This is a genomic window from Bradyrhizobium sp. ISRA430, assembly GCF_029909975.1.
Lineage (GTDB): Bacteria > Pseudomonadota > Alphaproteobacteria > Rhizobiales > Xanthobacteraceae > Bradyrhizobium.
This window is the reverse complement of the sequence record NZ_CP094516.1, coordinates 6,018,274-6,041,103: the sequence shown is the minus strand read 5'-3', so window position 1 is coordinate 6,041,103 and position 22,830 is coordinate 6,018,274. Positions and strand designations below refer to the sequence as shown.

The 22,830-nt window shown below is 64.8% G+C and carries 23 protein-coding genes and 1 tRNA gene; 16 read left to right on the top strand and 8 right to left on the bottom strand.

Features of this window, described 5'->3' with window-relative positions; all coding sequences use genetic code 11:
* Positions 1 to 435: 435 nt before the first annotated feature.
* The 3 genes from MTX21_RS28635 to MTX21_RS40120 all read left to right on the top strand — a co-directional run bounded on the left by MTX21_RS28635 (position 436) and on the right by MTX21_RS40120 (position 3,697).
* Positions 436 to 3,222, top strand: coding sequence for an autotransporter outer membrane beta-barrel domain-containing protein (locus MTX21_RS28635; RefSeq protein WP_280967986.1), 2,787 nt, complete (start codon positions 436 to 438; stop codon positions 3,220 to 3,222).
* Between the two features lie 124 nt (positions 3,223 to 3,346).
* Complete coding sequence (locus MTX21_RS28630) at positions 3,347 to 3,445, top strand: type II toxin-antitoxin system HigB family toxin (RefSeq protein WP_341510235.1); 99 nt, start codon at positions 3,347 to 3,349, stop codon at positions 3,443 to 3,445.
* 12 nt (positions 3,446 to 3,457) lie between these two features.
* On the top strand, positions 3,458 to 3,697 hold the full coding sequence (locus tag MTX21_RS40120) for a hypothetical protein (RefSeq protein ID WP_341510234.1): 240 nt from the start codon (positions 3,458 to 3,460) through the stop codon (positions 3,695 to 3,697).
* Positions 3,698 to 3,941: 244 nt separating this feature from the next.
* On the opposite strand, the gene MTX21_RS28620 is transcribed toward MTX21_RS40120, so the two are convergent.
* Positions 3,942 to 4,018 (bottom strand) — tRNA-Arg (locus MTX21_RS28620).
* A gap of 298 nt (positions 4,019 to 4,316) precedes the next feature.
* The gene (locus MTX21_RS28615) at positions 4,317 to 5,783 is read right to left on the bottom strand and encodes a HAMP domain-containing sensor histidine kinase (protein WP_280970816.1); all 1,467 of its coding nucleotides are present in this window, start codon (positions 5,781 to 5,783) and stop codon (positions 4,317 to 4,319) included.
* A gap of 380 nt (positions 5,784 to 6,163) precedes the next feature.
* Between MTX21_RS28615 and rpmH the strand changes: the two genes are divergently transcribed.
* The 10 genes from rpmH (at position 6,164) to dapE (ending at position 15,393) form a co-directional block, all read left to right on the top strand.
* Positions 6,164 to 6,298, top strand: a complete 135-nt coding sequence (gene rpmH, locus MTX21_RS28610; protein WP_008542748.1) for a 50S ribosomal protein L34 — start codon at positions 6,164 to 6,166, stop codon at positions 6,296 to 6,298.
* Between the two features lie 24 nt (positions 6,299 to 6,322).
* Complete coding sequence (gene rnpA / locus MTX21_RS28605) at positions 6,323 to 6,733, top strand: ribonuclease P protein component (RefSeq protein ID WP_280967985.1); 411 nt, start codon at positions 6,323 to 6,325, stop codon at positions 6,731 to 6,733.
* Between the two features lie 16 nt (positions 6,734 to 6,749).
* A complete protein-coding gene (gene yidC, locus MTX21_RS28600; protein WP_280967984.1) occupies positions 6,750 to 8,606 on the top strand; it encodes a membrane protein insertase YidC in 1,857 nt (618 codons plus the stop codon).
* Positions 8,607 to 8,715: 109 nt separating this feature from the next.
* Positions 8,716 to 9,369 (top strand): ribosome biogenesis GTP-binding protein YihA/YsxC, encoded by a 654-nt coding sequence (gene yihA, locus MTX21_RS28595; protein WP_280967983.1) that lies wholly within the window; start codon positions 8,716 to 8,718, stop codon positions 9,367 to 9,369.
* Positions 9,369 to 9,734: a DUF423 domain-containing protein gene (locus MTX21_RS28590; RefSeq protein WP_280967982.1), complete on the top strand. Its 366-nt coding sequence runs from the start codon at positions 9,369 to 9,371 to the stop codon at positions 9,732 to 9,734. Before yihA ends, MTX21_RS28590 begins: the two co-directional genes overlap by 1 nt.
* 160 nt (positions 9,735 to 9,894) lie before the next feature.
* Entirely contained in the window at positions 9,895 to 10,782 is an 888-nt protein-coding gene (argB, locus tag MTX21_RS28585; protein WP_279374515.1) for an acetylglutamate kinase, read from the top strand.
* 215 nt (positions 10,783 to 10,997) lie between these two features.
* Entirely contained in the window at positions 10,998 to 11,984 is a 987-nt protein-coding gene (locus MTX21_RS28580) for a DUF1036 domain-containing protein (protein ID WP_280970815.1), read from the top strand.
* Between the two features lie 225 nt (positions 11,985 to 12,209).
* Entirely contained in the window at positions 12,210 to 12,899 is a 690-nt protein-coding gene (locus MTX21_RS28575) for a pyrimidine 5'-nucleotidase (protein WP_280967981.1), read from the top strand.
* Between the two features lie 218 nt (positions 12,900 to 13,117).
* Positions 13,118 to 13,963, top strand: coding sequence for a 2,3,4,5-tetrahydropyridine-2,6-dicarboxylate N-succinyltransferase (dapD, locus tag MTX21_RS28570; RefSeq protein WP_280967980.1), 846 nt, complete (start codon positions 13,118 to 13,120; stop codon positions 13,961 to 13,963).
* Between the two features lie 251 nt (positions 13,964 to 14,214).
* Positions 14,215 to 15,393: a succinyl-diaminopimelate desuccinylase gene (gene dapE, locus MTX21_RS28565; protein WP_280967979.1), complete on the top strand. Its 1,179-nt coding sequence runs from the start codon at positions 14,215 to 14,217 to the stop codon at positions 15,391 to 15,393.
* 157 nt (positions 15,394 to 15,550) lie between these two features.
* Here dapE and truA read toward each other — a convergent pair whose 3' ends face one another.
* The 3 genes from truA to def all read right to left on the bottom strand — a co-directional run bounded on the left by truA (position 15,551) and on the right by def (position 18,061).
* Positions 15,551 to 16,288 (bottom strand): tRNA pseudouridine(38-40) synthase TruA, encoded by a 738-nt coding sequence (gene truA / locus MTX21_RS28560; protein WP_280967978.1) that lies wholly within the window; start codon positions 16,286 to 16,288, stop codon positions 15,551 to 15,553.
* Between the two features lie 119 nt (positions 16,289 to 16,407).
* Positions 16,408 to 17,343: a methionyl-tRNA formyltransferase gene (gene fmt / locus MTX21_RS28555; RefSeq protein ID WP_280967977.1), complete on the bottom strand. Its 936-nt coding sequence runs from the start codon at positions 17,341 to 17,343 to the stop codon at positions 16,408 to 16,410.
* Positions 17,344 to 17,533: 190 nt separating this feature from the next.
* Positions 17,534 to 18,061 (bottom strand): peptide deformylase, encoded by a 528-nt coding sequence (gene def / locus MTX21_RS28550; RefSeq protein ID WP_280967976.1) that lies wholly within the window; start codon positions 18,059 to 18,061, stop codon positions 17,534 to 17,536.
* A gap of 170 nt (positions 18,062 to 18,231) precedes the next feature.
* Between def and rmuC the strand changes: the two genes are divergently transcribed.
* From rmuC to MTX21_RS28535, 3 genes are all read left to right on the top strand, one after another.
* Positions 18,232 to 19,428 carry a DNA recombination protein RmuC gene (rmuC, locus tag MTX21_RS28545; RefSeq protein WP_280967975.1) on the top strand — a complete coding sequence of 399 codons (1,197 nt, stop codon included), beginning with the start codon at positions 18,232 to 18,234 and terminating at the stop codon, positions 19,426 to 19,428.
* Between the two features lie 88 nt (positions 19,429 to 19,516).
* Positions 19,517 to 19,819 (top strand): GIY-YIG nuclease family protein, encoded by a 303-nt coding sequence (locus tag MTX21_RS28540; RefSeq protein ID WP_280967974.1) that lies wholly within the window; start codon positions 19,517 to 19,519, stop codon positions 19,817 to 19,819.
* Positions 19,820 to 19,905: 86 nt separating this feature from the next.
* Positions 19,906 to 21,285, top strand: coding sequence for an MFS transporter (locus tag MTX21_RS28535; protein ID WP_280967973.1), 1,380 nt, complete (start codon positions 19,906 to 19,908; stop codon positions 21,283 to 21,285).
* Between the two features lie 142 nt (positions 21,286 to 21,427).
* On the opposite strand, the gene MTX21_RS28530 is transcribed toward MTX21_RS28535, so the two are convergent.
* From MTX21_RS28530 to MTX21_RS28520, 3 genes are read right to left on the bottom strand one after another with little or no spacing between them, the layout of a single operon-like run.
* Positions 21,428 to 21,868 (bottom strand): hypothetical protein, encoded by a 441-nt coding sequence (locus MTX21_RS28530; protein ID WP_280967972.1) that lies wholly within the window; start codon positions 21,866 to 21,868, stop codon positions 21,428 to 21,430.
* Positions 21,869 to 21,898: 30 nt separating this feature from the next.
* On the bottom strand, positions 21,899 to 22,501 hold the full coding sequence (recR, locus tag MTX21_RS28525) for a recombination mediator RecR (protein ID WP_063678502.1): 603 nt from the start codon (positions 22,499 to 22,501) through the stop codon (positions 21,899 to 21,901).
* Positions 22,502 to 22,503: 2 nt separating this feature from the next.
* Entirely contained in the window at positions 22,504 to 22,824 is a 321-nt protein-coding gene (locus MTX21_RS28520) for a YbaB/EbfC family nucleoid-associated protein (RefSeq protein WP_280967971.1), read from the bottom strand.
* Positions 22,825 to 22,830: the final 6 nt, after the last annotated feature.

The window sequence follows — 22,830 nt, the reverse complement described above, 5'->3', positions numbered from 1 at the left end:
ATCCAAGCAAAGAAGCCCCTCGTCGCGGTGCGCGATTGAGTTGAGGTACGCACCCCGGCCGGCGGAATGCGGGTTCGGGCGCGCTTCAGGGCTGCATGCGGGAAACGTAGTAGCCCGGGTACATAGCATTGCGCTTGATCAATTCGGGCAGGTCCCGTCCGGACGAATTACCGGCTCTACTGCATTGGAGGTGGGTATGGCTGGAACGCGCTCGCCGAGCCGAGAGGCGATCGAAATTTCGCAATTAGTCAGCCTCGCCGTCCACTGCGTAGCTCGTTAGCCACAAGCATTGAGAAACTTGAACCGTCTGATTTCGGTGCGCCATGCGCGCCATGATTGTGGCGCAATCTGCGAGTATTTTTTCTTACATACAAGCTGAGATTGCTGCCCATCTTTCACCGTGTCATCCATTGGCTGACGGCGGAGCAGGTTCTCATGATCAAAGTTGCTAAGGCGGAGAAGCTGGCCCGAGACGCTCAGCTCGGGCAGCCGGTAGTCCAACGTAGGTGCGGCAAACTGCGGGCGGTCGGCCGATTGCGGACGCTCTTGTCAGACGCATTTTCGAGGATTGGGGCGCGATCGGCGATCGCGCTGGCCGCGTTGCCCACTACGGTAACCCTGGGTACAAATTACGCCGAAGCGGGCTGTAACCCTGGAGTCAGTTGTACCGCCGGACCGGGCGAAGTGCTGGCCTTGCCGAGTGTGGCGAACCCGTCGCTGTCCTATACCGCTGGCACCCAAGCCCTGGTGGCGCGAGGCGCTGGTGCCAGCGTTACGGCTACCGGCATTACGTTCACCGCGACCACGAACACCGTGATAGCGGGCGCCGCAACGCTACCCGGCACGATCGTCCTGAACGGCGGAACGGTTGTTGCCACGAGCGGCAGCGGTGGTACTGCCGCCCTCCAGCAGCAGGGCCTAGGGCTGCTCACGGCGACGGATACCGTAGTCCGGGCAGCAGGCGTTTCAGGCGACGCGGCAATACGGCTCACCGCCAGTGCCGTAAATCCGATGACCCTCAAGCGCGTTCAGGTCTTCGCGGCGGGTACAACCGGCCTGGACGCGGACTCGCCGACGGCTCCTCTCGTTGCCAGTGATGTCCGCATAACGACGACCGGAAGCAACGCGGATGGCGTTCACGGAGATGGCCTCCTGACAATGACCGGAGGCAGTATCACGACGTCCGGCAATTCTTCGCGCGGCCTGTTCGCATCCGGAGCGGCCGCCAATTTTGCGGCCACGGACGTTTTCATCACGACCGCCGGTATCGGGGCGCATGGCGTGGACGTCGAAAACGGGGGCACGGTTATGGCCACGAGTGTCTCCGTGACTGCGACCGGAGCTGGCGCGAGCGCCCTGTTTATGGCAGGTGCTGCGGGCACATTGCAGACGGCCAACGTGTCCGGAAGTACGCTGACTAGCACAGCAGCGCCGGCGATCTCCGTTCTCAGCGGCACGGCCGATGTCATGCTGCGCCAAAACACTGCCGTGTCATCCGAGAGCGGTGTCTGGCTCGACGTCAGGGGGCCGGCTCCAACCAATTCGGGCCTCCTCAATTTGACTGCCGACTTTTCCAAGCTCACCGGCGCGGCGATCACGGAAGCCGGCGCCACGTCCAGTGTGACGCTGCAGAACGGCACAATCTGGAGGATGACTGGCAATTCGAATCTGACGACGCTCGTTAACGATGCCAGCCAAATCACTTTCACGTCGCCCTCCGGCGATCCAACGCTACTGAGCAGTTATAAAACGCTGACCGTTGCGAACTACACTGGCTTGGGTGGCGGGATCACGCTTAACACCTTTCTCGGTGGCGATAATTCCCCATCCGACCAGCTCATCATCAATGGCAGTGCGATCGGCTCGACCACGCTCACAATCCACAACACGACGGGCCCAGGCGACTATACGACGATTGGCATCCCGGTGGTCGTGACAACACCCGGCGGCACGACGGACCTCGGTGCGTTCACGCTCGCGGGCGAGGTGCGCGCCGGCTTCTTTGATTACCGTCTTTTCCGTGGCGCCCCCGACGGTAGCAGCCCCGATAACTGGTTCCTGCGTTCGGACTTCCTCGGCAATGGTGGGAACGGCGGCAACGGCCCGGTCACGCCGCCGGGCGAGCTGCCCGATGTGCCTGCACCCGACAACGGACAGCCGCCGCCTCCGGGCATCTGGCCGATCATCGGGCCGGAGATCGCGACCTATGGTGTTGTGCAGCCGATTGCCCGGCAGATGGGGCTCACCACACTCGGCACGTTGCATGAGCGCGTCGGCGATGCAGCGGCGGATGCCGCGTGCTTGAACGCCACGTACGACAGCGTAGCCATCACCAAGACCCCAGCCGCTCCGGAAGCCAACTGTCGGCCGGCCGTATGGGGCCGCCTGTTCGGTCAGCAGATCAACAATCACTACCAGGCCTTCGCCGACCCGCGCGCGACCGGCCAGGTGGCCGGCATCCAGACCGGCATCGATGTCTGGCGCGGCAGCTTGATTCCGGGCCACCGCGACACCGCCGGCGTCTACTTCGCCTATGGCAATGGCAATGTGAGCGTGGATGGCCTCGTCACCAACGCGGCCGCGACCGCCTATATCCTGCAACACACCGGCTCGTTGAACCTCAATGCTTATTCGTTTGGCGGCTACTGGACCCACTATGGTCCCGCCGGCTGGTACATCGACGCGGTGCTGCAGGGCTCGTTCTACAACGGCAATGCGGCGACCCAGTTCGCCAACCTGCCAACCAATGGCACGGGCTTCACCTCGTCGTTGGAGGCGGGCTATCCGATTCCGCTACCATGGTTCGGGCCCGGTTTCGTGCTGGAGCCGGAGGGCCAGATCATCTGGCAGCGGGTTTCCTTCGGCGACGCCGACGACGGCTTGGGCCCGGTCGCTCTCGGCACCACGTCCGGCGCCAGCGGGCGGCTTGGCCTGCGTGGCAAGTGGACTATCGACGACCCGGCCGGACGAGTGTGGCAGCCTTACGTGCTCGCCAACGTCTGGCACGATTGGGGTGCCGACGTGAACACGATGTTCGGCCCCGAGTCGGTGCTCTTGGCCGAGCAGGCGACGCGGCTGGAGTTTGCCGGCGGCCTGAGCGCGAAGCTGCTGCCCGGCCTCACCCTCTATGCCCAGGCAGGCTATCAGTTCGCAGTGAGCGGCACCGATGGCAGCAGGCGTGACGGCGTCAGGGGCGACTTCGGCGCGCGCTACTCGTGGTAGACACGACATCCGGCGCCACGCCGGTTAAGGCGGCACACTGGGCTTCGACGGATGAGGTCCAGAGGGCAGCTCCGAAATCGAAGGTTCTGAACCGCGAGCGCGTCAGGTTCGAAGTTGCGGGAAGGTGGCTTTCGATTTCCGCCGACAAGTGGCCTTTGTAAAGGTCGTCGGAACCCATGCCGAATACGACAGCATCGATGCGCTGACCGTCCCGCAGTTTTAAAGCGAACGATCCATGGAAATCCGACCGATCAAGAGCGATAAAGATCATCATGCGGCGCTCGCCGAGATCGATGCATATTGGGGGGCTGCTGAAGGCACCGAGAAGGGTGACCGGCTCGATGACCTCCTCGCGCTCGTCGAAATATACGAGGCGAAGCGATGGCCGATCGAGAGCGGCAAGCGTTTTGATCCGATCGACGTGCTCAGCTATGCAATCGAGGAGCTCGGACATACTCAGGGCCGAGCTGGCTGAGCTTTTAGGTTCGCGCTCTCGCGCTTCGGAGATTCTTTCGCGTCGGCGCGCGCTTACGGTAGATCTGATTCACAAGATCGGCGAGGCGTGGAAAATTCCGGCCAACCTGCCGGTCCGGCCCTACAGGATCGAACGCGCCGCCTGAGACCCGACGCATACTCGGGTCGCCCTGTGCACGGCGGCGTCTGTCGTATTGTGCCGTATTATTGGTGGCTTGCGGCTATGAATGCGTGCTCTGACGAAATGGCGCGCCCGGAACGATTCGAACGTCCGACCCTCAGATTCGTAGTCTGATGCTCTATCCAGCTGAGCTACGGGCGCGTGTTTCGCAAACAGCGATTGCGGGCATGGCCCGCATCTTCCGGACGGAGCCGGAAGCGGTGCGAAAGAGCGCTCTGACTAACCGCTCTTTCCTCGGTTGGCAAGGTCCGGGATGAGGGTATTTGGGGCATTTTCCGCCTCCTCCTGGTCATTCCGGGATGGCCCCATCGGGTCCGGCCTTCGGCCGGCCCGATGGCAGGCTCCGGGCTCGCGACTTCGTCGCGCCCCGGAATGACACGTGTGGAGTATGCGAACTCCAAAATGACAACTGGGAAAGCACTCGGCCGCTGGCCTAGCCTTACGCCCTCGCCCGCTCGTTGCGGATGGAGAGGAGTTCCACGGGGCGGTCGGGGATGACGATCCGGAAGGTGGCGCCGATGGTGCCTTCGACCAGATGAATGTCGCCGCCATGGGCGCGGACGAGCTCGGCGGCGATCGCAAGACCGAGACCGCTGCCGCCGGGGCGCCCCGACGTCTGGAACGCCTCGAACAGGTGCTCCCGGGTCTTTTCGGGCACGCCCGGGCCGGTGTCGGAGACTTCCAGGATCGCGACCGCGCCTTCGCGCTTGCCGGTGATCCGGATCTGCTGCACGCCACCGTCGCCGGACGAATGGGTCTCCAGTGCCTGGGCGGCATTGCGCACGAGATTCAGCAGCACGCGGAAGAGCTGATCGGGATCGGCATCGATCGCGAGCCCACGCTCGATCGCGGCAACCCAGGCGATTGATGCGTCAGTGACGAGGCCCGCGGTCTCGCGCACCTCGGCGACCACCGGCTCGATCAGGATCATGCGGCGGTCGGGCGCGGCCTCCTGAGCGCGGCCGTAGGACAGCGTCGACTGGCAGAAGGCGATGGCGCGCTCGAGCGAGCGCACGAGCTTCGGCGCAAAGCGTTGCACCCGCGGATCGGGCACGCTGGCGAGCTGGTCCGACAAAAGCTGCGCCGAAGCGAGCAGATTGCGCAGGTCGTGGTTGATCTTGGAGACGGCAAGGCCGAGGGCCGCGAGCCGGCTCTTCTGATGCAGCATCGACATCAGGTCGCGCTGCATGTCCGACAGCTCGCGCTCGGCCACCCCGATCTCGTCGCCGCGCTGACTCGGCACGATGATGCGCGCCGAGCTCTCGGGATTCTCGTGGAAACCGACCAGGCTCGCGGTGAGCCGCCGCATCGGCCGCACGAAGAGATAGTGGAGCGCGAGGTAGACCAGGCCCGCGGTCAGGGCCGCGATGATCAGCGCGACCACCACGACATTGCGGGAGAAGCGGTACATCGATTGCCGCAGCGGCTGCTCGTCGGTGACGATTTCGATGAACTGGGCATTGCCCACGCCGGGGCCGACGATGCGGATGGCCTGGTTGCCGGTCTCCAGCATCATCTCGAACGAGCCGGTGATCGCCTGCCACGCCGTCATGTCGCGCAGGTCGATGTCGTGCTCGATCGCGGCCGGCAGGTTGTCGCTGGCGAGCAGCCGGCGCTGCTGGCCCATCTTGATCGCGACCGCGCGCGCATTGATGCTTTTCAGGATCTGCCGCGACAGCGAATCGGGAACCATGCCGAGCGGCGCCGCGTCGAGCACGAGAGCTGCGGTGTTGGCTGCGGCGACACGGTCGTTCAGGCGGTTGACCCAGAAATTCGCGATCGCCGGCACGTAGAGCAGGCTGGCCGCGATCATCACCAGGGGAACGGTCAGCACCAGCAGCTTGCCGGACAAGCCGAGCCGGCGCGGCTCACGCGGCCGCGGCGCCGGCCGGTCCGGCTGATCCATCTCCTGGGTCGGCTGGAGGTCTGTCGCTGCCACGAAATTCGCCCTCACTGCCTTCGCTTGTGAAGAATGCGGTCCGCTGCCAGCCCCGGTCAAATTACGGATCGCTAATCTCCCGGGGTCGGATGTAAGCCCGGAAGCCGCGAGTCGCTACCTCTTCGGTTAAAAACACCGCCGAAACAGCGATATTCACTCGACCTGCGCCTACCTGCGGCGTTGACGAAAAGGAGGCGCTCGCATATAAGCCGCGCCGAATTGTCCGCGATGACCCGGCTTGGTCGGGAGCGGCTCTCTTGGGGCCGGAAAGGGCCGCTTTGGGCCGCATCTTCCGGACTTTACCATCAATTCTACAGGCAAATTGCCCGGTCAGCGGAGAACAACCCGTGAAGCGGACTTATCAACCCAGCAAACTGGTGCGCAAGCGCCGTCACGGCTTCCGCGCCCGTCTCGCCACCGCCGGCGGCCGCAAGGTCCTCGCCGCCCGCCGCGCCCGCGGCCGCAAGCGTCTGAGCGCCTGAGCCGGACCCTTTTGGGATTTCATCATGGAACGGCTGAGGCAGCGGGCGGATTTCCTCGCCGTTGCCAATAGCGCGCGGGTGAACGCCAGCGCGTTCATCCTGCAAAGCCGTCGCCGTGATGACAGCGGCCCGATCCGGGTCGGCTTTACCGTTACCAAGAAGAACGGCACCGCCACCGAGCGCAATCGCATTCGGCGCAGGCTTCGCGAATTGGTGAAGCGGCTCGAGCCGGTGTCAATGCTCCCCCATCATGACTATGTACTAGTCGGCCGAAGGGAGGCGCTCACGCGCGACTTCGCGACGATGCTCGACGACCTCCGCGCCGCGTTCAGGAAGCCCGCGCGGCAGGCGCCCAAGGGACTGCCGAAGGGACCGTCGAAGGGACGCGGCGTGAAGCCCGCCCCGTCCTCCGCGACCAGCCGCAAACCGGATTGATGACGAGACACAAGAGATGACCGACAACCGCAACACCATTCTCGCCGTCATTCTGTCCGGCCTGGTGCTGATCGCCTGGCAGTATTTCTACAACGTGCCGCAGATGGAGAAGCAGCGCGCCCAGCAGCAGGTGCAGGCCGAGTTGCAGAAGAACGCGCCCCAGCCGGCGGCCTCTCCGACGCCGGGCGCCACGCCGCAGTCGGGCAACGCGCCACAGCCCGCCGCGACGCCAGGTGCAAGCCAGCAGGCGCAGCCGGCCGTCAGCCGCGAGACCGCGATTGCCGCGGCTCCGCGCGTGAAGATCGACACACCGCGGCTTGCCGGCTCGATCTCGCTGAAGGGCGGCCGCATCGACGACCTCGCGCTGGTGCAGTACCGCGAGACGGTCGACCCGAAATCGCCGCCGATCATCCTCTATTCTCCTTCCGGCACGGCCGAACCCTATTACGCGGAGTTCGGCTGGGTAGCAGCGACGGGCGTGACGGCGAAGATGCCAGACGCCCAGACCGTCTGGCAGCAGGACGGCAGCGGCAACCTGACGCCGTCGACGCCGGTGACGCTGAAATGGGACAATGGCGAGGGGCTCACCTTCCGCCGGACCATCTCGGTCGACGACCACTATCTCTTCACGGTCAAGGACGAGGTGAGCAATGTCGGCAACGCGCCGGTCACGCTCTATCCGTTCGCGCTGATCTCGCGCCACGGCACGCCGCAGGTCTCGGGCTACTACATCCTGCATGAAGGCCTGATCGGCTATCTCGGCGAGCACGGCCTGCAGGAATATGCCTACAAGAAGATCGACGAAGCCAAGCAGGTGAATTTCAAGGCCACCAATGGCTGGCTCGGCATCACCGACAAGTATTGGGCCTCGGCGCTGTTGCCCGACACCAGCGCGCAGCTTCAGGCGCGCTTCTCGTCGAACCCCACCGGCAACGTACACACCTACCAGACCGACTATCTGCTCGATCCCGTCACCGTTGCGATCGGCGGCACGGCGACGGCGAAGGCGCGGCTGTTCGCGGGCGCCAAGGAAGCCGGTGTCGTCGGCATCAACTTCCCACTGGCGGGCCTCGGCGGCTACAACAGGGAGCTCGGCCTCAACCACTTCGATCTCTTGATCGACTGGGGCTGGTTCTACTTCATCACCAAGCCGATGTTCCTCGGCCTCGACTTCTTCTACCGCTTCTTCGGCAATTTCGGCATCTCGATCCTGCTTGTCACCGTGATCGTGAAGCTGCTGTTCTTCCCGCTGGCGAACAAGTCCTACGCCTCGATGGCGAAGATGAAGTCGATCCAGCCGCAGCTTCAGGCGCTCAAGGAGCGCTATCCCGACGACAAGGTGAAGCAGCAGCAGGAGATGATGGAGATCTACCGCAAGGAGAAGATCAACCCGGTCGCCGGCTGTCTTCCCGTAGTGATCCAGATCCCGGTGTTCTTCTCGCTCTACAAGGTGTTGTTCGTCACCATCGAGATGCGGCACGCGCCGTTCTACGGCTGGATCAAGGATCTCTCGGCGCCCGATCCGACCAACCTGTTTACCCTGTTCGGCTTGATCCCATTCGATCCGACCACGATCCCGGTGTTCGGCCATTATCTCGCGCTCGGCATCTGGCCGATCATCATGGGCATCACGATGTGGTTCCAGATGAAGCTGAACCCGACGCCGCCGGATCCGACGCAGCAGATCATCTTCAACTGGATGCCGCTGATCTTCACCTTCATGCTGGCGGGCTTCCCGGCGGGCCTCGTGATCTACTGGGCCTGGAACAACACGCTCTCGGTGGTCCAGCAGAGCTTCATCATGCGCCGCAACGGCGTGAAGGTGGAGCTGTTCGACAATCTCAAGGCGACGTTCGCAAGGAAGGCGACGTAACCGTCATTGCGAGGAGCGAAGCGACGAAGCAATCCAGACTGTTTCCGCGGAGAGAGTCTGGATTGCCTCGCTTCGCTCGCAATGACGTGAGGAAACAGCGAGCCTTCGCATGAACGACGATAAAGATGCGAAGCTGATCGAAGCCGGGCGAAAGCTGTTCGCCCGCGACTGGCAGTTCATCTGGGCCTCGCCCTCGATTGCGACGCTGCCACCGATGGCGGGGCTGGAGATCGCCTTTGCCGGTCGCTCCAATGTCGGCAAGTCGAGCTTGATCAACGCGCTGACCGGCCGCAACAACCTCGCGCGCACCTCGCATACGCCGGGCCGCACGCAGGAGCTGATCTTCTTCGAAGTCCCGGGAAGGTCCGACCTGCGGCTCGTCGACATGCCCGGCTATGGCTACGCCAAGGCGCCGAAGACGCAGGTCGCGTCCTGGACCGGCCTGATCCACAAATTCCTGCTCGGGCGCGCCAGCCTCGCGCGCGTCTACGTGCTGATCGATGCGCGGCACGGGCTGAAAGACGTCGATCTCGAGATCCTGAAGACGCTCGACCGCTCGGCCGTCAGCTACCAGATCGTGCTGACCAAGGCCGACCAGGTGAAGGCCTCCGAGCTTGCCGCGCGTATCGCCGAGACCGAAGCCGCGCTGACCAAACACCCGGCCGCCTTCCCGAACGTGCTTGCCACCTCCTCGCGCAGCTCGGCCGGCATGGCGGAGCTGCGTGCCGCGATGGCGCGGCTCCTGGACGAGCGGGGCTCGTGATGGCAGCCTTGCGCGTGCTGATCGGGCTTGCCGGCCTGATGGGCGCCGCCGGCGTGGCGCTGGCGGCCGCGTCCGCCCACGGCGCCGATGCCGGCCGGCTCGCCTCCGCGAGCGCCATGCTGCTGTTTCATGCAACCGCCATACTCGCCTCAGTCGCACTGGTCGCACGCGGACTTCTGCACGGCGGAATTGGCCTTACCGCCGCGTTCGGCTTCGTGATCGCGGCGACGCTGTTCGCCGGCGACCTCAGCTTGCGCCAATACGCCGGCCATTCGCTGTTTCCCTACGCCGCGCCGACGGGCGGGACGCTGATGATCGTGAGCTGGCTGGCGGTGACGCTGGCGGCGGTGTGGCGGCGGAATTAGCGCCGTCTTCCTTCTCCCCTTGTGGGAGAAGGTGGCGCGCAGCGCCGGATGAGGGGTCTGTCTCCGCGGTTAGAGACCAGAGGGTAGAGCACAACGCTTTGCGCCAGCCCCGCCAATCGGATAGAACGCGGCCCGACAGTCCCGCCAGCGAGATCCGCCCATGACCGACATCTCCCCGCTCGACCAGGCCCGCATCCTGTCCGAAGCGCTGCCGCACATGCAGCAGTATGACGAAGAGACCATCGTCATCAAATATGGCGGTCATGCCATGGGCGACGAGGAGACTGCGAAGAACTTTGCCCGCGACATCGTGCTGCTCGAGCAGACCGCGATCAATCCGGTGGTGGTGCATGGCGGCGGGCCGCAGATCGCGACCATGCTGAAGCGCCTCGGCATCCAGTCGGAGTTCGCCGCCGGCCTGCGCATCACCGATGCCGCGACCATCGAGATCGTCGAGATGGTGCTGGCCGGCTCCATCAACAAGCAGCTCGTCGGTTACATCAACGAAGCCGGCGGCAAGGCCGTCGGCCTCTGCGGCAAGGACGGCAACATGGTTCGCGCCACCAAGGCGACGCGCACCATGATCGATCCCGGCTCCAACATCGAGAAGGTGGTCGATCTCGGCTTCGTCGGCGAACCGGAGAAGGTCGACCTGACGCTGCTCAATCAGCTCATCGGCTACGAGCTGATCCCGGTGCTGGCGCCGCTCGCGACCTCGAAGGAGGGCCAGACCTTCAACGTCAACGCCGACACCTTTGCAGGTGCCGTGGCCGGCGCGCTCAAGGCCAAGCGCCTGCTGCTCCTCACCGACGTGCCGGGCGTGCTCGACAAGTCCAAGAAGCTGATCCCGCAGCTTTCGGTGAAGGACGCGCGCAAGCTGATCGCCGACGGCACCATTTCCGGCGGCATGATCCCGAAGGTCGAGACCTGCATCTATGCGCTCGAACAGGGCGTGCAGGGCGTCGTCATCATCGACGGCAAGATGCAGCACGCCGTGCTGCTCGAGCTCTTCACCAATCAGGGCACGGGTACGCTGATCCATAAGTGATGCGGGAACGCGAGCAGCGGAAAAAGGTCGTCATGCCCGGGCAAGAGCGCGAAGCGCGTCTTCGCTCAAATGACCCGGGCATCCACGCCTCTCCGCACGCGCGGGCGCACCTGGATGGCCGGGACTTGTCGGTTGAGACGCGCTCCGCGCTTTTGCCCGGCCATGACGAGCGGAGAGCGAGGCGGCACCGCCGCTCGGCCTTCACCCGCTTCCTGATGACGTTACCGGCCGCAGCCGTCTCGTTCTTCTTCTCCTCCGCACCGGCCATCGCCGATCTCAAGATCTGCAACCGCATGTCCTACGTCGTGGAGGCCGCGATCGGCATCGACGACAAAGCCGCGACAGCGACGCGCGGCTGGTTCAGAATCGATCCCGCCACCTGCCGCGTGGTGGTGCAGGGCACGCTGACCGCCGACCGCATCCTGCTCAACGCCCGCGCCCTCGGCGTTTACGGCACCTCGCCCATCCCGCAGAACGGCCGCGACATGCTCTGCGTGGCGCAGGACAATTTCGTCATCGCCGCGGCGCGGCAATGCCGCAGCGGTCAGACCCAGGCCGCCTTCACGCAAGTGACGCCGACGCGGGGCGACGACGACAATTTCGTCGCCTATCTCGCCGAGGATTCCGAATATGACGACGAGCAGGCACGGCTCGCCGGCATCCAGCGGCTCTTGGTGATCGCGGGCTATGACGCCGCGCCGATCGACGGTGTCGACGGGCCGAAGACGCAAGGAGCACTTGCCGCGTTCCTGAAGAGCCGCGGGCTTTCGTCCGACATCGTGTCATCGCCGAACTTCTTCAAGACCATGGTGGATGCGGTGCAGACGCCCTCGGCAAGCGGTCTGACCTGGTGCAATGACACGCCCCACAAGGTGATGGCGGCGGTCGCCACCGATGACGGCAAGTCCGTGACGAGCCGTGGCTGGTATCGCATCGATCCCGGCAAATGCCTGCATCCCGACGTGACCGGCCAGCCGAAGCAGCTCTTCAGCTTCGCCGAGGCCGTCGATGGCGACAACCGTACCATCAAGCTGAAGGACCGCCCGCTCAACTGGGGCGGCGACAGGCAGCTCTGCACGCGCGACAGCAAGTTCGAAACCCACGAGCAGAACGATTGTCCCGCACGCGGCTTTGCTGCCACGGGCTTTGCTGCGGTCGACATGTCGAGCGGCGGCAAGACGCTGCGCTTTGCGATGCCGTGATGGCTGAAGCCATGATCGCTGCTGCAATGATCGGAACGCTGGCGCCACAAACACCGCCGTCGTCCCGGCGAAGGCCGGGACCCATAGCCACAGGATTTGGTTGTGATGCGAGATGGTGGTTGTCAGTCTTCGCCAAACCACTCCCTGGGGTTATGGGTCCCGGCCTTCGCCGCGACGACGATTGAGGGCGGGGCCACCGCCTCAATAGACGGATAGAGTATTGTGATGAACCAACCCCGCACCTTCGCGCACGTCGACACCTGGGTGTTCGATCTCGACAACACGCTCTATCCGCATCACGTCAACCTATGGCAGCAGGTCGACGCGCGGATTGGGGAGTTCGTGTGCAATTGGCTGAACGTAACGCCCGAGGAAGCGCGCAAAATCCAGAAGGACTATTACCTGCGCTTCGGCACGACCATGCGCGGCATGATGACCCTGCATGGCGTGCGCGCCGACGACTATCTCGCCTATGTCCACAAGATCGACCATTCGCCGCTGGAGCCGAACCCGGCGCTCGGCGAAGCCATCGCGAAGCTGCCGGGACGCAAGCTGATCCTGACCAACGGCTCGGTCGACCACGTCGACGCGGTGCTGGCGCGGCTTGGCCTGGTCTCGCATTTCGACGGCGTGTTCGACATCATCGCCGCCGAGTTCGAACCGAAGCCGGCGCCGCAGACCTACCGGAAATTTCTCGCAGACCATGCCGTCGATCCGACCCGCAGCGCGATGTTCGAGGACCTCGCGCGCAACCTCACCGTCCCGCACACGCTCGGCATGACCACCGTTCTGGTGGTGCCCGACGGCACGCAGGAGGTGGTGCGCGAAGACTGGGAACTGGAGGGCCGGGACGCCGCCCATGTCGACCACGTCACCGACGACCTGACGGGGTTTTTGGCGAGGCTGTCGCGGTGACGCCGTAGCGGAGATGAAGCCCCAATGAGGCGTCATACCCCGCGAAGGCGGGGTATCCAGTAGTCACTGCTGTCTCGATTCATCACGACCGCCGCGGCGTACTGGATCACCCGCTTTCGCGGGTGATGACGGCGAACCAAGCTTGACTCCTCCCACCCAAATCCCGAAAAAGCCCCCCAATCCATCGCCAGACCCTGCCTTCCCGAGAGGAAATCCCGATGTCCCTCCAAGCCCTCGAATCCACCATCAACAGCGCCTTCGACGCGCGCGACGGCATCTCGACCTCGACCAAGGGCGAGGTCCGCGAGGCCGTGGATCAGGCGCTGGAGATCCTGGACAAGGGCGAGGCGCGCGTCGCCGAGCGCGGGACCGACGGCAAGTGGAAGGTCAATCAGTGGCTGAAGAAGGCGGTGCTGCTCTCCTTCCGCCTCAACGACATGGGCGTCATTCCCGGCGGCCCGGGCAAGGCGACCTGGTGGGACAAGGTGCCCTCGAAGTTCGAAGGCTGGGGCGAGAACCGCTTTCGCGATGCCGGCTTTCGCGCGGTGCCGGGCGCGGTGGTGCGCCGCTCGGCCTTCATCGCCAAGAACGTCGTGCTGATGCCCTCCTTCGTCAATCTCGGCGCCTTCGTCGATGAGAGCACCATGGTCGACACCTGGGCCACCGTCGGCTCCTGCGCGCAGATCGGCAAGCGCGTCCACATCTCCGGCGGCGCCGGCATCGGCGGCGTGCTCGAGCCGCTGCAGGCCGAGCCTGTCATCGTCGAGGACGACTGCTTCATCGGCGCGCGCTCGGAGGTCGCCGAGGGCGTGATCGTGCGCAAGGGCGCGGTGCTGGCGATGGGCGTGTTCCTGGGCGCCTCGACCAAGATCGTCGACCGCGAAACCGGCGAAGTCTTCATTGGCGAAGTGCCTGAGTATTCGGTGGTGGTGCCTGGCGCCCTTCCCGGCAAGCCGATGAAGAACGGCCAGATCGGCCCGAGCACCGCCTGCGCCGTGATCGTCAAGCGCGTCGACGAGCGCACCCGCGCCAAGACCAGCATTAACGAATTGCTGCGGGATTGAGACTCGATCCTCTCCCTCTCCCCGTTCTTACGGGGAGAGTGTTGGGGTGAGGGGCACATCCGCAAAGACGGTGGGTGTTGCCCTCGCGGAGAGTCCCCCTCACCCGGTCGCTTCGCGACCGACCTCTCCCAGCAAGCGGGGCGAGGTGAACTGCGGCGCCAGCCCACTCAATCGAACCCACCATCCCTCCATCGCGCCAATCACCGGGCGGCCTCTAGCCCGCCCGGCAGCATGCATGTTAAGCGGAGCACATGACCGATGCTCTCTCCATTGCCCGCGATCTCATCCGCTGTCCCTCGGTAACCCCGGCCGATGCCGGTGCGCTGGGAGTTCTTGAAAAAGCGCTCACGACGGCCGGCTTCATTTGCCACCGCGTGACCTTCTCGGAGGCAGGCACCGCCGACGTCGACAATCTCTACGCGCGGATCGGCACCGAAGGTCCGCACATTACTTTTGCCGGTCACACCGACGTGGTGCCGCCCGGCGACGAGAGCGCCTGGAGCGTCGGTGCGTTCTCCGGCGAGGTGAAAGACGGCTTCCTGCACGGCCGCGGCGCGGTCGACATGAAGGGCGGGATCGCCTGCTCGGTTGCCGCGGTGCTGGAGCATCTCGCCGCGAACGGCGGCAAGCCGCGCGCGGACGGCCAAGAATCAGGCTCGGGCTCGATCTCGTTCCTGATCACCGGCGACGAGGAAGACGTCTCCATCAACGGCACGATCAAGCTGTTGAAATGGGCCGCCGAGCGCGGCGAAAAATTCGATCATTGCGTGCTCGGCGAACCCTCCAATGTCGAGGTGCTCGGCGACACCATCAAGGTCGGCCGCCGCGGCTCGCAATCCGGCACGCTCTACGTCGACGGCGTGCAGGGCCATGTCGCCTATCCGCACCGCGCGTCCAATCCGGTGCCGGACATCTCGCGGCTGATCGTGGCAATCTCCGACGAGCCGCTCGACCATGGCAGCGCGCAGTTCCAGGCTTCCAATCTCGAATTCACCTCGGTCGACGTCGGGAACAGCGCCTCCAACGTCATCCCCGGCCAGGCCCGCGCCAAGTTCAACATCCGCTACAACGACAACCACACCCAGGCGAGCCTGCGCGAGCTGGTCGAGGCGCGGCTGGCAAAAGCCTGCGGCAACCGCATCCGCGCCCGCATCGTCTGGGAGCCCTCGAACTCCAACGTGTTCGTGACCAAGCCCGGCCCGTTCACCGACCTCGCCGTCGCCGCGATCGAGGAGGTGACGGGGCGCAAGCCCGAGCTATCGACGAGCGGCGGCACGTCGGACGCGCGCTTCATCTCGAGCTACTGCCCGGTGATCGAGTTCGGCCTGGTCGGCCAGACCATGCACCAGGTCGACGAGCGCGTGCCGGTGGTGGATCTGGAGAAGCTGACGAAGGTCTATCGCGGGATACTTGCGCGGTATTTCGCTTAAACTCTGATGCGCCACACGTTCTGCCGTCATCGCCCGACCTGATCGGGCGATCCAGTATTCCAGAGACTGCGACGAATACGGAGAAGCCGCGGCGTACTGGATGCCCCGCCTTCGCGGGGCATGACAGTGGTGGGTGTGGCGAGAGCGCGCCCTCGCGTCAGTAATCCACCCGCACCAGATACAGCCCCTCCGGCGGGGCGACGATGCCGCAGGCGGCGCGGTTGCGGGCTTCGAGGGCGGCGGAGAGATCGTCTGCGGTCCAGCGGCCTTCGCCGACCCAGACCAGCGAGCCGACCATCGAACGAACCTGGCTGTGCAGGAACGAGCGCGCTGAGGTGAGAATCGTTACCTCGCGGCCGTCGCGCAGCACGTCGAGCTGATCGAGCGTCTTCTCCGGCGACTTGGCCTGGCATTCGGTATCGCGAAACGTCGTGAAATCGTGCTTGCCGATCAGGCGCTGGGCTGCCCCATGCATCGCATCGGTGTCGAGCCTGCGCGGCACGCGCCAGGCGTGACCGACATCAAGCGCGAGATTGGCGCGGGTGTTGACGATGCGGTAGCGGTAATGGCGCTTGATCGCCGAGAAGCGCGCCTCAAAACTCTCGGGCACGATCTCAGCATCGAGCACGGCGATCGGATTCGGGCGCAGATGCGCATTCAGCCCGTCGCGAATGCGGTCCGGCGCAAACGGCTTCTCGATGTCGACATGCGCGACCTGCCCGAGCGCGTGCACGCCGGCATCGGTGCGGCCGGCGCCATGCACCCGCACATCCGCGCCGGTCATCGCCTTCACAGCTTTCTCGAGCGCGCCCTGCACCGAGGGCAGCGTCTCCTGCACCTGCCAGCCGCAGAACGGCGCGCCGTCATATTCGATGGTGAGCTTGTAGCGGGGCATCTCAATCCGGGTGGTGTCATCGTCCGCCTTGTGCGGGCGATCCAGTACTCCGCAGCCTATCCGTTCAACCGAGGGGTCTCGGCGTACTGGATACCTCGCCTTCGCGGGGTATGACAGTGTTAGGTGAATCTCGTGCCCGCCTTCAGCGGCACGCCGCGCAAGAAGTCCGCGGCCTGCATCCGCGCCTTGCCTTCGCGCTGCAGCTCGATGATGCGGATGGCGCCCTCGCCGCAGGCGATGGTGAGCTGGTCGTCGAGGACATCGCCCGGCGCGCCCGCGCCCTTCGCCAGTTTGCAGCGCAGGATCTTTACGCGCGCATTCTCGTTCAGCCCGGCGAGCTCGGCCCAGGCGCCGGGAAACGGCGACAGGCCATGGATGTGGCGCAGCACCGCGCGCGCGGGCTTGCTCCAGTCGATGCGTGCCTCGGCCTTGTCGATCTTGGCGGCGTAGGTGACGCCGTCCTCGCTCTGCCTTGAGAGCTGGAGGCCGCCGCGGTCGAGCGCGGCCATCGCGCGCACCGTCAGATCGGCGCCGAGGCGGGCGAGGCGATCGTGCAGATCGGCAGCGGTCATGTTGTCGGTAATTGCAAGACGCTCGGCCATGGCGACATCGCCGGTGTCGAGGCCGACGTCCATCTTCATCACCATGACGCCGGTCTCGGCGTCGCCGGCCATGATCGCACGATTGATCGGCGCCGCCCCGCGCCAGCGCGGCAGCAGCGAGGCATGCAGATTGTAGCAGCCGAGCTTTGGCGCATCGAGGATCGCCTGCGGCAGGATCATGCCGTAGGCGACGACGACGGCCGCGTCCGCGTCGAACGCGCGAAACGCGTCGAGCGCTTCCTGTGTCTTCAGCGTCTTCGGCGTCAGCACGGGCACGCCGAGCTTTCGCGCCGCTTCCTCGACCGGCGTCGGCTGCAATTGCAGGCCGCGCCGCCCGCCCGGCTTCGGCGCGCGGGTATAGACCGCCGCGATCTCGTGGCCATGCGCCACCAGCTCGAGCAGCGTCGGCACGGAAAAATCGGGCGTACCCATGAAGATCAGGCGGAGGGACATGACAAGGACTCGGTACGTTCCCTCCCCCTTGCGGGGGAGGGCTAGGGAGGGGGTGCCACACGGCATGCACGCTCGGCTCGAGAGCGAACTAGTTCTTCGCCCCAGATACACCATTTCCTGGGCCACCCCCTCCCCGCCCCTCCCCCGCAAGGGGGGAGGGAGTGCAGGAAGTACGGGGCAGCACGAAAACTCACTCTCCGGCGCGCTTGGCGGCTTTCTCGAACTTCTTGAACACGCGGTCGCGCTTGAGCTTCGACAGATAGTCGACGAACAGCACGCCGTTGAGATGGTCGATCTCGTGCTGGATGCAGGTGGCGTAGAGCCCCTCGGCGTCCTCCTCGTGCACCTTGCCGTCGAGATCGGTGAAGCGCACGCGCACCTTCGCGGGCCGCTCGACCTCCTCGTAATATTCGGGGATCGAGAGGCAGCCCTCCTCGTAGACCGAGAGCTCCTCGGACGCGGAAAGGATCTCGGGATTGATGAAGACGCGCGGCTCGTGCTTGGTCTCGCCGTTCTCGTCGCGCTTGGCGAGATCCATGGTGATCAGGCGCAGCGGTTGCGCGACCTGGATCGCCGCCAGGCCAATGCCGGGCGCGTCATACATGGTCTCGAACATGTCGTCGGCAAGCTTGCGGATCTCCGGCGTGACCTTCTCGATCGGCTTGGAGACCAGACGCAACTGCTTGTCGGGCAGGATGATGATTTCTCTGAGGGCCATGGCGGCGATTTAAGCCGCGCGCCGGATGCGGTCAATGCGCTGGGAACCCCGTTAACGGTCCGGTAACCATAAAACTTAGGGTCTCGTTAACCATAAAAAATTAGCGGACTGTTAACCGAACGCGTTCCCTCTTCGTTCGCCTCTGTGTGCGAATCGGCTAGAAGGGCTGCATGAACGAGATCATTTTCATGGCTGGCGACTGGCCGGTGCGCACCATCGATGCGTTGATTGGCTTCGGCGCGCTGGTCATCATCCTGCTCGTGGCGATCGCCACCATCATCGCACGCTCTTCCCGGCGCGGCGCGGAACTTGCGATGGCCCAGACCATCCGGGCCGACGAGCTCGAGGAGCGGCTGAGCGAGATGCTGCGAGCCCAGAGCGAGGCCTCGGGCCGGGTCGATGCCATGACCCAGGCGCTCGCCGGCCGCCAGGCCGAGATGGCGCGCGCGGTCAACGAGCGGCTGGATTCGGTGACCCATCGCGTCGGCCAGTCGATGGAGCACTCGACCCGCAACACCATGGAGAGCCTGCGCGCACTGCACGAGCGGCTCGGCATCATCGACAGCGCGCACAAGAACCTCACCGACCTCACCACGCAGGTGACCACCCTGCGCGACGTGCTCGCCAATAAGCAGTCGCGCGGTGCGTTCGGCCAGGCGCGGATGGAAGCGATCGTCCAGGACGGACTGCCGAAGGGCTCCTACGAGTTCCAGTTCACGCTCTCGACCGGAAAGCGGCCGGACTGCGTGGTGTTCCTGCCGGATCAGCGGCCGCTCTGCATCGACGCGAAATTTCCGCTGGAAGCCATGACCGCGCTGCACGATGCGCGCAGCGATGAAGAGCGGCGAATTGCCACGCAGAGGCTGCGCGGCGACGTCATGAAGCATGTCAGCGACATCGCCGAAAAATATCTCGTCACCGGCGAGACCCAGGAGATGGCGCTGATGTTCGTGCCGTCGGAATCGGTCTACGCCGAGATCCATGACGGCTTTGACGACGTGATCCAGAAGGCCTATCGCGCCCGCGTCGTGCTGGTGTCGCCTTCGCTCTTGATGCTGGCGATCCAGGTGATGCAGCAGATCATGAAGGACGCGCGCATGCGCGACGCCGCCGACCAGATCCGCACCGAAGTGATCAAGCTCGGCGACGATCTCGGCCGCCTGCGCGACCGCGTGCTGAAGCTGCAGAAGCATTTTTCCGACGTGAACGAGGACGTGCGGCAGGTGCTGATCTCCGCCGACAAGATCGAAAAGCGCGCCGGAAGAATCGAAGAGCTCGATTTCAGCAAGAGCGACACGCCTGAGGGGCCGCGATTGGTGACAAGCGCGCCCGAGCTGTTCCCGCGCAAGCTCCAGGCGGGGGAGTGATTCTCCTCCCAGGTCCGGTACGCTGTCGCCCCAATTTCGCTGTCGTCGCCCGGCTTGACCGGGCGACCCAGTATTCCAGAGACGGCAGATGGGCGCACGCAGCTACTACGTCTACATTCTCGCCAGCAAGATTGGTGGCACGCTCTACATCGGCGTGACCAACGATCTCATCCGCCGGGTGGCAGAACATAAGCTGAAACTGATTGAGAGCTTCACGAAGGACTACGACGTCGTAAGGCTCGTCTACTTCGAGCAGTTCGATGATCCCGAGAATGCGATCAAGCGGGAGAAGCGGCTGAAGAAGTGGAAGCGCGCGTGGAAAATCGCGCTGATCGAGAAGGACAACCCAGACTGGAACGATCTCTATTCGGGAATAGCGGGTCCCCGATAACTTCGGCCTCTTGAATACTGGGTCGCCCGGTCAAGCCGGGCGACGACACCTCGCTTGTGGCGGCCAGAATCTGCTAACACCTCCCCATGACCGCACCCGACGCGACTTCCGGAACTGCCCCGGCGACCGCCGGCACTGAGGCCTCCGCCGCCTCCTGGCGCGATAGCCTTGCCGTGTACCTGCAACCGCGGGTGCTGATCGTGCTATTTCTCGGCTTTTCCTCCGGGCTGCCGCTGGCGCTATCGGGATCGACGCTTTTGGTGTGGATGCGGGAATCCGGGGTCGATCTCGGGACCATCGGGCTGTTCGCGCTGGTCGGCACGCCCTACACGCTGAAGTTCCTGTGGGCGCCGCTGGTGGATGCGCTGCATGTGCCGCTATTCACGCGCGCCTTCGGCCGCCGGCGCGGCTGGCTCTTGTTCTCGCAGCTTCTGCTGATCGTCTCGATCCTGCTGCTGGCGCTGACCGATCCGGCGCGCTCGCCATTCTTCGTCGCGGTCGGCGCGCTGCTCGTCGCGACGACATCGTCGACGCAGGACATCGTGGTCGACGCTTTTCGCGTGGAGAGCCTGCCTGAAAGCGAGCAGGCCGCCGGCATGGCGTCCTATGTCGCAGCCTACCGCATCGGCATGCTGGTCTCGACAGCCGGCGCGCTGTTCATCGTCTCCGGCTTCGAGGGCACCGGCATTGCGAGGTCGTCCGCCTGGATGTGGGGCTATGTGGTGATGGCGGCGATGGTGCTGATCGGCACGATCACGGCGCTTATCGCGACCGAGCCCGAGCAATCGGTGCGGGCCGAAGCCGCGACGCAAGCCGAAACCGCGATCGCGCGCGTGCTGCATGCCGCGATCGGCGCCTTCTCGGAATTCCTGTCGCGCAAGGATGCGCTCGCCGCGCTCGCCTTCGTTGTACTGTTCAAATTCACCGACGCATTCTCAGGCACCATGACGGCGCCGTTCGTGATCGATCTCGGCTTTTCCCGCAACGACTATGCGGCGATCGTGAAGGGTGTCGGCCTTGCTGCAACGCTGATCGGCGGCTTCGCCGGCGGTTTCGTCGCGCGGCGCTATTCGCTGGCGACGAGCTTGTGGATCGGCGGCGTGGTGCAGGCGATCGCGAACCTGTCCTTCTCCTGGCTCGCGCTGGTCGGCACCAACCAATGGGCGCTCGCATTTGCCATCACCTGCGAGAATTTCACCAGCGCTATCGGCACCGTGATCTTCGTCGCCTACCTCTCGGCGCTGTGCCAGAATCCGCTGCACACCGCGACACAATATGCACTGCTCACCGCGCTCGCCGCCGTAGGACGCACATATCTGTCTTCGGGCGCAGGGTTCGTCGCGAAGCTGACGGGCTGGCCGCTGTTCTTCATGATCTGCGTCGTGGTCGCGGTGCCCAGCCTGATCCTGCTCGCGTACTTGCAGAAGCGCAGGCATTTCGAGACGCTGGGGCCGGTGCGGGTTTGATCACCGCTCGCTGTCATGCGCCGCGGAAGGGGGGCATCCAGTATTCCAGAGACAGTAGTGATTGACCGAGAGGCCGCGGCGTACTGGATCGCCCGGTCGAGCCGGGCGATGACACTGAAGTCGTGGAGAGGTCCTTGCCTCCCTACTGCTTCTTGATCAGGCTCCACTTCGTGATCACGGCCTCGCTCATCTGGCCGGCATCGCTGGCGCAGGCGATCTCGTCGACCTTGACCGAGATCTCCTTGCCGACGAGCGATTTCAACTGCGTGGCCTGCGCGTCGCTCGAGGTGACGAGTTGGAAGGTCTCGGGTCCCGTCTCGAGATTGCACAGACCACTCGGCGGCGGCAGGCGGCGCGGCTCGGACGTGATCAGGTAGGTCGCAACCCTCTTGCCGCCGTTCTTGACGTCGCGCACGCGCATGGCGTTCAGCTCGCCAGAGAGCACGTCGCCGGTGTTGATCGGCTTGCCGGGCTTCGGCGGCGGAGGCGGTGCCTCGTCGCCGGGCTGCGCGGCGACGGCGGGTGTCACCAGCGTCATCATCGTCGCGACCAAGGCCAGCCGTTTGGCGAATCGTTTCGTCATGTCGTCCGTTCCGTAACTTCCGTGGGATTGCTAGAACAGGGTGCGCTGCCGCATCGCGGCCGATAGCGTACCTTCATCGAGATAATCAAGCTCGCCGCCGACCGGCACGCCATGGGCGAGCCGCGTCACCTTGACGTTGGCGTCCTGGAGCAGGTCGGTGATGTAATGCGCGGTGGTCTGGCCGTCGACCGTCGCGTTCAGGGCAAGGATGATTTCGTGCACCTGCGCATCATGCGCGCGGGCGACCAGCGCATCAATGGTGAGATCCTGCGGGCCGACGCCGTCGAGCGGCGACAATGTCGCGCCAAGCACATGATAGCGGCCCTGCGTCGCGTTGGCCCGTTCCAGCGCCCAGAGATCGGCGACGTCGGCGACGACGACGATGATTGAGGGATCGCGCCGCGGATCGGTGCAGACCGTGCAGGGATTTTGGGTGTCGATATTGCCGCAGGTCTTGCAGACCTGGACCTTGTCGAGCGCGACCTGCAAGGCGCCCGACAGCGGCATCATCAGCGCCTCGCGCTTCTTGATCAGATGCAGCGCCGCGCGCCGCGCCGAGCGCGGACCGAGGCCCGGCAGCCGCGCGAGAAGCTGGACCAGCCGCTCGATCTCGGGACCTGCAACTGCGCCCATGTTTATTGGCCGAACAGCCCCGGCGGCAGGCCGAGCCCGCCGGTGAGCGACTGCATCTTTTCCTGCATCGCCGTCTCCGCCTTGCGGCGCGCATCGCTGAATGCGGTGACGAGCAAGTCCTCGAGCACCTCGCGCTCTTCCGGCTTCATCAGCGAGGGATCGATCCTGACGCCCTTCACGTCCATCTTCGCGGTCATGCGCACCGCAACCAGGCCGCCACCGGAGATGCCCTCGACCTCGACATTGCCGAGTTGCTCCTGCATCTCCTGCATCTTGGATTGGAGCTGCGCCGCCTGCTTCATCATGCCGAGAAAATCAGCCATCGGTTA

Coding starts and splice junctions, on each gene's coding strand:
- MTX21_RS28635 (WP_280967986.1), top strand. CDS start 436: ATGATCAAAGTTGCTAAGGCGGAGAAGCTGGCCCGAGACGCTCAGCTC.
- MTX21_RS40120 (WP_341510234.1), top strand. CDS start 3,458: ATGGAAATCCGACCGATCAAGAGCGATAAAGATCATCATGCGGCGCTC.
- MTX21_RS28615 (WP_280970816.1), bottom strand. CDS start 5,783: ATGGATCAGCCGGACCGGCCGGCGCCGCGGCCGCGTGAGCCGCGCCGG.
- rnpA (WP_280967985.1), top strand. CDS start 6,323: ATGGAACGGCTGAGGCAGCGGGCGGATTTCCTCGCCGTTGCCAATAGC.
- yidC (WP_280967984.1), top strand. CDS start 6,750: ATGACCGACAACCGCAACACCATTCTCGCCGTCATTCTGTCCGGCCTG.
- yihA (WP_280967983.1), top strand. CDS start 8,716: ATGAACGACGATAAAGATGCGAAGCTGATCGAAGCCGGGCGAAAGCTG.
- MTX21_RS28590 (WP_280967982.1), top strand. CDS start 9,369: ATGGCAGCCTTGCGCGTGCTGATCGGGCTTGCCGGCCTGATGGGCGCC.
- argB (WP_279374515.1), top strand. CDS start 9,895: ATGACCGACATCTCCCCGCTCGACCAGGCCCGCATCCTGTCCGAAGCG.
- MTX21_RS28580 (WP_280970815.1), top strand. CDS start 10,998: ATGACGTTACCGGCCGCAGCCGTCTCGTTCTTCTTCTCCTCCGCACCG.
- MTX21_RS28575 (WP_280967981.1), top strand. CDS start 12,210: ATGAACCAACCCCGCACCTTCGCGCACGTCGACACCTGGGTGTTCGAT.
- dapD (WP_280967980.1), top strand. CDS start 13,118: ATGTCCCTCCAAGCCCTCGAATCCACCATCAACAGCGCCTTCGACGCG.
- dapE (WP_280967979.1), top strand. CDS start 14,215: ATGACCGATGCTCTCTCCATTGCCCGCGATCTCATCCGCTGTCCCTCG.
- truA (WP_280967978.1), bottom strand. CDS start 16,288: ATGCCCCGCTACAAGCTCACCATCGAATATGACGGCGCGCCGTTCTGC.
- fmt (WP_280967977.1), bottom strand. CDS start 17,343: ATGTCCCTCCGCCTGATCTTCATGGGTACGCCCGATTTTTCCGTGCCG.
- def (WP_280967976.1), bottom strand. CDS start 18,061: ATGGCCCTCAGAGAAATCATCATCCTGCCCGACAAGCAGTTGCGTCTG.
- rmuC (WP_280967975.1), top strand. CDS start 18,232: ATGAACGAGATCATTTTCATGGCTGGCGACTGGCCGGTGCGCACCATC.
- MTX21_RS28540 (WP_280967974.1), top strand. CDS start 19,517: ATGGGCGCACGCAGCTACTACGTCTACATTCTCGCCAGCAAGATTGGT.
- MTX21_RS28535 (WP_280967973.1), top strand. CDS start 19,906: ATGACCGCACCCGACGCGACTTCCGGAACTGCCCCGGCGACCGCCGGC.
- MTX21_RS28530 (WP_280967972.1), bottom strand. CDS start 21,868: ATGACGAAACGATTCGCCAAACGGCTGGCCTTGGTCGCGACGATGATG.
- recR (WP_063678502.1), bottom strand. CDS start 22,501: ATGGGCGCAGTTGCAGGTCCCGAGATCGAGCGGCTGGTCCAGCTTCTC.
- MTX21_RS28520 (WP_280967971.1), bottom strand. CDS start 22,824: ATGGCTGATTTTCTCGGCATGATGAAGCAGGCGGCGCAGCTCCAATCC.